Raw genomic sequence first — 7,948 nt, forward strand, 5'->3', positions numbered from 1 at the left:
ACCTATGATGTGCTCAGGCAAAGAGTGTACTTAATTATATCTTTCTTTCATAAAAGGAACAAAATCCGTAGTTTTGCAGATATCAAGCAGATTAATGGCATACGATAATGACTTATCTGGATCAGGATATCAAATTTTTAGCTAGTGTAGGGCCTAAACGGGCTGATTTGCTTTACAAGGAACTCAATATACAAACTTTCAGGGATTTGTTGTATTACTTTCCTTATAAGCATATCGACCGTACCCGCTTCTATGCCATAAAAGATGTTACGCCTGTCGATGCTTATATCCAGATACGCGGACGTATCGTAACTATGCATAAGGAAGGAATTCCACATAAAGAACGTCTGATCGTACAGTTATCCGATCATACGGGAAACATACCATTGCTTTTCTTTAAAGGAGTCAAATACCTGACACAAAGTCTAAAAATAGGAGGGGATTATGTCGTTTTCGGTAAACCGTCGGAGTTCAACGGGCAGGTAAATTTTGTACATCCTGAAATGGAGCCGGCCGATAAACATGAAGAAAGCATCTCTGCAGTATTACAATCGAATTACAGTACCACCGAACGGCTAAAAAACAGTTACATTACTTCCAGGTTGATCGGTAAACTGATGGTAAACCTATGGCAGGGAATGAAGACAAGCATTCCGGAAACACTTCCTTCCGGAATCATCCAAAAATACCGGTTGTTGTCGTTGCACGAAGCTTTATTCAATATCCATTTTCCACAAAGTGCTGTTCTACTGCAAAAAGCACAACAGCGACTTAAGTTTGAAGAACTATTCTGGATACAATTACGCATGCTGTACCTTCGCGAAGAAAGGAATACCTACATCCAGGGGTTTGATTTCAGATCTGTGGGCGATAATTTTAACCGGTTTTATACCGAATACCTTCCTTTTGAATTGACAGAAGCACAAAAAAAAGTGATCCGCGAAATCCGCAGGGATATGAGCGGTGGAAAACAGATGAATCGATTGTTGCAGGGCGATGTCGGAAGTGGCAAGACCCTGGTTGCACTCATGGTCATTCTAATCGCCCTGGACAATGGTTTTCAGGCATGCCTGATGGCACCTACCGAAATCCTGGCGGGACAGCATTTCCGGACTATTTCGCAGATGCTGGGTAATATGGATCTGAATGTCGCCCTGTTGACCGGATCTACCAAAAAGAAAGAACGCGAAGAAATACATCAGGGCCTTACCAATGGCAGTATTCATATCCTTATCGGAACCCATGCACTGATTGAAGAAACGGTACAGTTCCTGAATCTGGGTCTGGTGGTCATTGACGAACAACATCGTTTTGGTGTGGCACAACGCGCACGTTTATGGAAAAAAAATACGAAAGCGCCGCACGTACTGGTGATGACCGCAACTCCTATCCCAAGAACACTGGCCATGACCGTTTACGGGGATCTCGAGGTATCGGTCATTGACCAATTACCACCCGGACGTAAACCGGTAAAAACCGAACATTTTTATGATAACAGGCGCAAAGAAGTATTTGATTTTATGCAACAACAGATTGCCAAAGGGAGGCAGATATATGTCGTTTATCCGTTGATCAGCGAGTCTGAAAAGATGGACTATAAAAATCTGGAAACCGGATTCGAGCAGATACGTAAGGCCTTTCCCGAACAGGACGGATATAGTGTCATTATGGTACATGGCAAGATGACGGCTTCGGATAAAGACCTGGCCATGCGTTTGTTCAAAGAAGGAAAAGCACAGATCATGGTCGCCACAACGGTAATTGAAGTCGGTGTGGATGTCCCGAATGCCTCTGTGATGGTGATAGAAAGTTCCGAACGGTTTGGCCTTTCCCAACTGCACCAGTTACGCGGACGGGTTGGACGTGGCGCCGATCAATCATTCTGTATCCTGATGAGTTCCTATAAGTTAAGCAATGATGCCCAAAAAAGGTTACAAACGATGACAGCCACTACAGATGGGTTTGCCATTGCAGAAGCTGATTTGAAGCTACGGGGTCCCGGTGATATCGACGGGACACAACAAAGCGGGATACCATTTGATCTACATATCGCCAGCCTAGCTACTGACGGACAATTGTTGCAAATAGCACGTCATGCCGCGTCAGATATCCTTTCTGAGGATCCGGGATTAAGCAGGCCGGAAAATATTTTACTGAACAATGCCATACGAAAACAATTAAACCATGAAATTAACTGGAGCAGTATCAGCTAAAACATCATTTTATTTATTCCTACAAGAACGTTAATTAATGTTAAACTATCGCCAGTCCGTTAAACCATGGAATACTAATTGTATCAAAAAGGACAATTAAAATAACATAAAATGAAACGTGTCACCCTATTTCTAATCTCATTTATCATATCATCAGTATCTATTTTATATGCCTCGGAAACAGACGAATCCGCGGGGAATATTTCCGGTAAGGTCATTGATGGAAGTACACAGAAAGCAATGGAATTTGCGAATATTTCCGTATGGGACTTAAAAACCAATGAATTAGTGAAAGGTACTATTACAGACCTTTCAGGTGAGTTTCAATTAAGTGGCCTTGAAGAAGGAGATTATAAGGTGGTGATTTCTTTTGTGGGATATACTACTATTGAAAAAACCGTCAATCTCAAATCAGGATCAAAGAAAGTTAATGTGGTACTAAATGAAGATGCCCAGGCAATAGGAGAAGTACAAATTCTGGGACAACAATCACAGATGAGGCTGGAAATCGACAAAAAGGTTTTTAATGTAGATCAAAGTATTGCTGCAACCGGTGGATCCGCCAGTGATGTACTCAGTAACATCCCATCTGTTGAAGTGGATAATGAAGGCGAGGTTTCCCTACGCGGGAATTCGAGTGTAACGGTATGGATCAATGGAAAGGCTTCCGGATTATCATCCGATAACCGGGCGCAAATACTGGAACAAATGCCCGCCGAAAATATTGAAAGGATTGAAGTCATTACTAATCCTTCGGCAAAATATGATCCTGAAGGAACAGCAGGGATCATTAATATCGTACTAAAAAAAGATCGCAAGGCAGGATATTATGGAAGTGTACAAGTCGGTGCGGACAACCTGGGCGGATATAATGTCAGCGGTAATTTTAATTATAGTAGCGGAAAGCTGGATGCCTATGCCAGTTTAGGAAAAAGAAGCAGAAAAAGAGAAGGTGGCGGTTATACCAATCGCGACAACACCGATGCCGATGGGAACGTGGTGTCATACTTGAACCAGACATCAGACAGTGATGGGGATGGAGGCCCTTATATGCTCCGGACAGGGATGACTTATCATGCTTCTGATAAAGATCACCTGAGTCTTGGTGTATTCGGCATGCTGGGTGATATGGACCAGGACAATACGATCCTTTATGAAAGTAATGTGCCGGGTTCTTTTACCAGTAGTTCAAGAAATACCAGCTCCGACAACCGGATGAAAGTAGGAAATATGGAAATTGGCTACAAGCGTGATTTCACAGAAAAAAGCAATCTGGACATCACGCTTTCCTATAATTTATGGGACAGAAATGAAAAAAGCACGTACCTGCAAAATTCATTGTTTGCTGACGGTCATGAAAATTCTTCGTATCAATACCAGGAAAGTAAGATGAAAACAAAAACCTGGGAAGCACAGGCCGATTATGTCAATGAATTCCGTATGGGCAAAATTGAGGCCGGATATAAAGGTACTATGTCAAGACAAAACAGTCCTGTTGAAACATTCTCAGGACCGAATAAAGAAGAGGCTGTCCATATCGCATCATTATACAACAAGTTCATATATGACCAGGATGTCCATGCATTATATGCCACCTATTCAGCAAAGATAAAGAGCTTTGGCGTTCAGGTCGGGGCACGCGGAGAATATTCGAATATTCATACTTCTTCACTGGGATACAATCAATCTGAAGATGACGCTACTCCTCACAATAAAGAATATTTTAGTTTCTTTCCCAGTGTCTTCTTTTCTTACCAGTTGCCCAAAAATAACGAAGTTCAACTGAATTATACCCGTAGGATTTCTCGTCCATGGGGAAGGCAGCTGAACCCTTTTATCAATATAACGGACTCCACCAATATATCTTTTGGAAATCCTTCTTTGGATCCTGAATTCTCCAATTCGTTAGAATTCAATTATTTGAAAACTTGGCAAGCGCACACCTTGTCTACATCATTATATTACCGCAATACGGATGATGTGATACAACGCATCAATTATTTACAGGATAATGTCATGAAAAGTACTTATGAAAACATCACAGAGACCCAAAGTGCCGGTGCAGAATTTGTCCTGAAAAACAGATTATTCAAATTTCTGGATCTGACCACTACCGTCAATTTATTTTATTATATACTGGAAGGATATTCCTACCAGCCTGATGGAGTGGTACAGCCCATTACAGGTAAAGGGAATGAGGACTTTTCATGGAATGCAAGGATGATAGCGAATATGGCACTTCCCTATTCTTTCACCTTGCAACTTACCGGAAATTATAATGCGAAACAAATCATTGCCCAGGGGCACCGTAAAGCTAATTATTCTCTGGATGCAGGGTTGCGGAAATCATTTTTCGACAGGAAATTGAGTCTGACAGTGAATGCCCGCGATTTACTGAACTCCAGAAAATGGCATACCATCACATCCGGACCCGGATTTGAACAGGATTCAAAGAACTGGAGGTCAGGACGGCAATTTGGATTCACCCTGACCTATAATTTCGGAAACATGAAAAATAATAACCGGAGTAAGAATCAACGAAGTGATGAAAACATGATGAATCAAATGGATGAAGATTTTTAAGCACTCAGTGTTATTTATTATTTCCTTGAGTCACATTGATCAAATGAATTACGTTCAGAAAATATGACATTAATTGTTTTATACTACTTAGATAAATTTACATCAACCATTTGATCAATGGAAGCAGGATAATAAATACCAACCAAACTTTAAAGACTATGTAATAACTTTGTGGAATATGCGTTTGATATATTGAACTACATATGCATAGATCCATGAGATTATCCATAATAAGTGTTTTATTATTCATATGCGGATGGGCTAAAGGACAACGTACTAATAATTTTGCCCAAGGATTGGTCTTGAATGGAGAAAATTTATTCCCTATTGAAAATGTAAATATCAGGAATATACACGTAATTTATTGTCCATCAGCAACCGGGACGGGAATTTCTCTATTTATGCCGAAAGGTCGGATACACTGATACTGACTGCCATTGGATTCAAGGATTTTGTAGTAACAGCTTATGATATATTTACCACGCAAGGGCCATTGGTGGTTGTCATGCAACCAGCTACTTATGCAATCAGTGAAGTAATCATTCACCCGTTAGGAACATATGATCAGTTCAAACGTAAATTTCTTGCGCTCAAGCTTCCTCCCCCTATCGATTATAATGCTCTTTTAGGTTTCCAAAGACCTGTTAAACCACTTATCCCTGTCGAATACAATTATAAAATTGTTCGTAACCCGCTTTATGCTATTGCTCATCCTGTTACCTATTTTTATAAACGTTTTAACAAGGAGGAACAAATGAAAATCAATTATTACCGGTTTTTCACTGAGGAGTGGCCCATTATTGAAGCAATTGAGAAAAAATACAATGGGAAAAAAGTGGCTGAATTAACCGGACTTGAAGGGGAACATTTGGTTGAATTCATGGGATTTTGTCAATTTGAGCGTAATTTTTTATATACTACTTCTGAATATGATATTGGAATAGCCATATTGGAAAAGTTGAAGGAATTTCAGGATCTACCCGGTAAAGAATAATTATATAGATTTTTCTCCATTAAATATGAATGACCTGGGCCTGATGCCGGAATCATTTTATTTACTAACTTTGGCAGATATATCAAATCTGGCATGCTTCATGCTAACAAATAGGTGTCTGCAAAACCTTTAAGTAAGGCATTTGTTGTATAAGTAATCACAAAAAATAAATATGATTATTGGATTCGATGCAAAAAGAGCTTTTGCTAATTATACAGGATTAGGTAACTATAGTAGGTATGTAATTAACAATTTATCTACAGCCTATCCTGAAAATGAATATCGTCTTTATGCCCCAAAAGACACCAATAATCCTGATCTTGAATCACTCCGGAGTCAAAAAAATATTGCATCTGTATTCCCTAAAGGAATAAATAAATATTTTTCTTCACTGTGGAGAACCAAGTCCATCGTACAGGATTTGTTTAGGGATAATATTCAGCTTTATCACGGCTTAAGTAATGAACTACCGGCAGGATTGGACAAGAAAGGGATCCGGTCGATCGTAACGATTCATGATCTCATTTTTTTAAGGTTTCCCGATTATTATAAGGCTATTGACCGGGCTGTCTATAAGCGAAAATTCAGGTATGCGTGCCAGAAAGCCGATCATATTGTTACAGTAAGTGAATGTACCAAAAACGATGTTATCTCTTATTTTGATATTGACCCCCAAAAAATCAGTATTATTTATCAAGGATGTGATACTTTGTTCCATCATACGGTTTCTAATGAAGAGAAACAACGTATCCGGAAAAAATATCATTTGCCGGAAACATTTATGTTAAATGTGGGAACAATAGAATCTAGAAAAAACCTCATGTTGGCAGTCAAATCTTTACTTCATCTGGATGAATCTATTCACCTGGTTGCCGTAGGGAGGGAAACGGCCTATGCCGAGCAAATAAAAAACTTTGTCACAAAAAATAAACTGGAAAAACGTGTGCACCTCTTTTCAGGAGTTCCATTAACAGATCTTCCGGCTTTTTACCAGACCGCATCTGTATTTGTATATCCTTCTTTCTATGAGGGATTCGGCATTCCCATCATTGAAGCATTGTATTCCGGTGTTCCTGTAATTGCAGCTATTGGCTCATGTTTATTGGAAGCAGGTGGTCCGCATTCTATTTATGTTGACCCTGACAATGATGAAGAGCTTGCTAAAAATGTAAAAAAAATACTTTCTAATGACACTTTTACTTCAAAAATGATCACTGAAGGTAAAAAACATGCCATTCATTTTGACGATCACCTTCTTGCCGATCAAATGATCACTTTATATAAAAATGTGCTGGAAGGAAGATCGTACCTGACAGCCCCTTTTGAGTACCTAAAATCAAATAATTAATACAATTTTTTAGCATAAATTAAATTTTTGTATACCTTTGCGCCCGGATTTTGTCCCATGGTGTAATGGTAGCACTACTGATTTTGGTTCAGTCAGTCTAGGTTCGAATCCTGGTGGGACAACAATATTTAAAAAATAAATCCCTGTAATTTACTTAATTACAGGGATTTATTTTTTGATTGCTGGCAAATTTGTTGACATTTTTAGCCTTGTCATGTACCATTGATTTAATGTGAGTTCGACATAAGCAATATTCATTGAAATACTGGAAGTAATTGATTCTTCATTTTTTATTCCCTTTGTTACTCGCTATCGCTCATGAGAACGAATTCTATGTTAAAAACCAAATTATTTCATTATTATTTATCCAAATTTTATATCCAACTGATTTTGGTAATCATTTATATAAACCTGTCCTTTTTGCACTAAAGCGAACATGATCTGTAAAAGTTTATTTCTTACATTGCTAATTATCAATTTGATTTTCTTTCCTTCGGACAACTTTCGTAGATAGTATGTCCTTAATTTCGGATTATGGACAACAGCACATCTGGCTGCCTGCGTGAGCAAGGTTTTTATTTGAATGTTTGCCAAGCGGCTGATTCGTTTTCCCTTGCCCAGGGATGTCCCGGAACTTTTATCAAAGGGAACCACACCTACATAACAGGCAAACTTGCGACAGTCGGTAAACCGTGTAAAATTCTCCGTATAAATCAATATGGTCAATGCGTTTATCATTCCGATTCCCTTTATTGATGTTATGCGCTGGTAATTGGTTTTGAGATCTTCTATTCCATCAAGTAATGAAAG

5 protein-coding genes and 1 tRNA gene are annotated in these 7,948 nt (G+C 39.0%); 5 read left to right on the forward strand and 1 reads right to left on the reverse strand.

Annotated features, from left to right (window positions below; genetic code table 11):
• Positions 1-107 precede the first annotated feature (107 nt).
• The 5 genes from recG (at position 108) to LBQ60_20705 (ending at position 7,260) form a co-directional block, all read left to right on the forward strand.
• Entirely contained in the window at positions 108-2,213 is a 2,106-nt protein-coding gene (gene recG, locus LBQ60_20685; protein MDR2040340.1) for an ATP-dependent DNA helicase RecG, read from the forward strand.
• A 111-nt stretch (positions 2,214-2,324) separates the two neighbouring features.
• Positions 2,325-4,796 carry a TonB-dependent receptor gene (locus LBQ60_20690; GenBank protein ID MDR2040341.1) on the forward strand — a complete coding sequence of 824 codons (2,472 nt, stop codon included), beginning with the start codon at positions 2,325-2,327 and terminating at the stop codon, positions 4,794-4,796.
• Between the two features lie 364 nt (positions 4,797-5,160).
• The gene (locus tag LBQ60_20695; GenBank protein ID MDR2040342.1) at positions 5,161-5,790 is read left to right on the forward strand and encodes a hypothetical protein; all 630 of its coding nucleotides are present in this window, start codon (positions 5,161-5,163) and stop codon (positions 5,788-5,790) included.
• Between the two features lie 172 nt (positions 5,791-5,962).
• Complete coding sequence (locus LBQ60_20700) at positions 5,963-7,138, forward strand: glycosyltransferase family 4 protein (protein ID MDR2040343.1); 1,176 nt, start codon at positions 5,963-5,965, stop codon at positions 7,136-7,138.
• Between the two features lie 51 nt (positions 7,139-7,189).
• Positions 7,190-7,260: transfer RNA gene (locus tag LBQ60_20705), tRNA-Gln, on the forward strand.
• A 241-nt stretch (positions 7,261-7,501) separates the two neighbouring features.
• On the opposite strand, the gene LBQ60_20710 is transcribed toward LBQ60_20705, so the two are convergent.
• Positions 7,502-7,948 (reverse strand): IS110 family transposase (locus LBQ60_20710; protein MDR2040344.1); only part of this gene is annotated, 447 nt, incomplete at its 5' end.

The organism is Bacteroidales bacterium (genome assembly GCA_031275285.1).
GTDB lineage: Bacteria > Bacteroidota > Bacteroidia > Bacteroidales > UBA4181 > JAIRLS01.